Below are 2,787 nucleotides of genomic sequence, written 5' to 3'. Positions count from 1 at the left end.
GGCGGTAGATGCCGGCGCGGCGGCGGTGCTCGCGGCCCGGCCGGTGGGCGTGCCCGCGGTGGTGGTCGCCGATCCGGTCGCCGCGCTGGCCGCGCTCGCCGCGCAGGTGCGTACCCGGTCGTCGGCGACCGTGGTGGCGGTGACCGGTTCGGCGGGCAAGACCACCACCAAGGACCTGCTCGCCGACCTGCTCGGTGAGCTCGGGCCGACCGTCGCCGCCGCCGGCTCGTTCAACAACGAGATCGGCCTGCCGCTGACCGTCACGCGCATCGAGCCGGCCACCAGGTTCGCCGTGCTGGAGATGGGCGCCCGCGGCCTCGGCCACATCGCCGCCCTGTGCGAGCTGGCCCGGCCGCGGATCGGGGTGGTGCTCAACGTCGGTTCGGCGCATCTCGGCCAGTACGCCGACGGGCGGGCCGGTATCGCGCGGGCCAAGGGCGAACTGGCCGAGGCGGCCTCCGAGGCTGTCGTCCTCAACGCCGACGACCCGCTGGTCGCCGGGATGGCCGTCCGCGCCCGCGGCGAGGTGCTCACTTTTGGTGAGGGGGAACGGGCGGACGTGCGGGCGCACGACGTGCGGGTCGGTGACGACGGCCGTGCCCGCTTCGACCTGGTGGCCGCCGGTGAGCGGCACCCGGTCGCGCTCACCCTTGTCGGCGAGCACCAGGTCGGCAGCGCGCTGGCCGCCGCCGCGGTCGCGATCCGTCTGGGCCTGTCGCCCGCGCGGACGGCCGAGGTGCTGTCCCGGGCCCGGGCGCGCAGCCGCTGGCGGATGGAGGTGACGGTGACCGACACCGGCGTCACCGTTGTCAACGACGCCTACAACGCCAACCCCGAGTCCATGCGGGCCGCGTTGAAGACGCTGGTCGACCTCAGCCGGGGCGGCCGGCGGGCCTGGGCGGTCCTCGGCGGCATGGAGGAGCTCGGCGTGAGCGCCGACGACGAGCACGACGCCCTCGGCCGGCTTGTCGTCCGCCTCGGGGTGGAGCAGCTGGTGGCGGTCGGCGCGCGGGCGCGCCGGATACATCTCGGAGCGTCGCTGGAGGGCTCCTGGTCGGGGGAGTCGGTGTGGGTCGCCGACGTCGAGCAGGCGTGCACGCTGCTGCGGGAGCGGCTGGTACCGGGCGATGTGGTACTGGTCAAGGCATCCCGCGCATTCGGGTTGGAGCGGGTCGCGAGCGAGTTGACGTCGGGTGCTGTCTCCCTGGGTGTCACACCACCCCTGGGCGCCGCACCCGGCGAGTGGGGTGCGAACGGGTGAGAGGTGTACTGGTCGCCGCGATGGTGGCCCTTGTGGTGTCGCTGCTGGGGACACCATCGGTGATCCGGCTGTTCCGCCGGCAGGGTTACGGTCAGGAGATCCGTGAGGACGGGCCGTCCAGCCACCTCACCAAGCGGGGCACGCCCACCATGGGCGGGACGGTCATCATCCTCGCGACGCTGGCCGGGTACTTCATCGCGCATATCGTCACGATGAAGGGCTTCACCGCGTCCGGGCTGCTCGTCCTGATGGTCATGACCGGTCTTGGCGTGGTCGGCTTCCTCGACGACTACATCAAGATCCGTAAGCAGCGTAGCCTCGGGCTCACCGCCCGCACCAAGTTCGCCGGGCAGGCCGCGGTGGCGCTGGCGTTCGGGCTGCTGGCCGTCCGTTTCAAGAACGCCGAAGGGCTGCTGCCGGGGTCGACGTTCGTCTCGATCGTCCGGGACACCGACATCTCGATCGGCCTGGTCGGCTTCCCCCTGCTGGCCTGGATCATCATCGCGGCGACGTCGAACGCGGTGAACCTCACCGACGGGCTGGACGGGCTGGCCGCCGGCACCTCGGCGATGGTGTTCGGCGCCTACGTGGTGATCTCCTTCTGGCAGTTCGGCAACCTGTGCGAGCCGGGCGCCGGCGGCCCGGGATGCTACCTGGTCCGGGACCCGCTCGACGTCGCGCTGGTGGCGGCGGCGGCCATGGGCGCCTGTTTCGGTTTCCTGTGGTGGAACGCCAGCCCCGCGAAGATATTCATGGGCGACACCGGCTCCCTGGCTCTCGGTGGCGCGTTCGCGAGCATCGCCATCGTCAGCCGGACGGAGCTGCTGCTGTTCGTCCTCGGCGGGCTGTTCGTCGTCGAGACGCTGTCGGTGATCCTTCAGGTTGCCTTCTTCAAGGCCACCCGGAAGCGTGTCTTCAACATGGCGCCGATCCATCATCACTTCGAGCTGGCAGAGTGGCCCGAGACCACGGTCATCATCCGCTTCTGGATCGTCTCCGGCCTGGCCGTGGCGTTCGGCCTCGGCCTGTTCTACGCGGAGTTCCTCTCCCACGGCGGCTCCTGACAGCTCCCATAGTGGTTCCTGACGGTCATCACAGCGCTCCCTGGTAGCTCCCGCAACGGTCCTGACGGATCCCGCGGTGGTTTCCGGTAGCTCCCGCAGCGGTTTCTGACGGGCTCCGCAGTGTTCCTGGCAGCTCCCGCAGCGGCCTTCTGGCCGTTTCCACGGCGGTTGGGCTTTCCTGGTCGTTTCCACTGCGGTCGCTGATGGACGTTTCGAGACGGCTTCCCGGCGCGCGTTCCGACCGTCGCTCCCAGTACGGCGTCCAAGCTCACATGTCCGGATCCAGCGCTACCGGCACGCGTTCGCCTGCGGTCAGGCTTCCCGGGGGAGCGCGGTGTCCGGCTTCCACCTGTCCGGGCCGGAAGAAGCAGGTGCCCTGGGAAGGCGCGACGGGCTCAGAAAGGCACTGGGCCGAGGTCCAGGATGCCATTTCGTCCGGTTTTGTCTTTTTTAGTCATGTTT

Annotated in this window: 2 protein-coding genes; both read left to right on the top strand. The window is 70.3% G+C overall.

The genetic code is table 11. From position 1 onward, the window contains the following. Window positions 1-1,261: UDP-N-acetylmuramoyl-tripeptide--D-alanyl-D-alanine ligase (locus tag NBX02_RS15585; protein ID WP_250291947.1), on the top strand; the 1,261-nt coding region annotated here is incomplete at its 5' end. Beyond that, window positions 1,258-2,325: a phospho-N-acetylmuramoyl-pentapeptide-transferase gene (mraY, locus tag NBX02_RS15580; RefSeq protein WP_250285165.1), complete on the top strand. Its 1,068-nt coding sequence runs from the start codon at window positions 1,258-1,260 to the stop codon at window positions 2,323-2,325. The genes NBX02_RS15585 and mraY, both read left to right, overlap by 4 nt. Window positions 2,326-2,787: the final 462 nt, after the last annotated feature.

This window comes from Protofrankia sp. CiP1_Cm_nod1 (assembly GCF_920888515.1).
In the GTDB taxonomy this organism is placed as follows: Bacteria; Actinomycetota; Actinomycetes; order Frankiales; family Frankiaceae; genus Protofrankia.
Note: the sequence above shows the minus strand (reverse complement) of the source record. Positions and strands in the feature narration are given on the sequence as shown.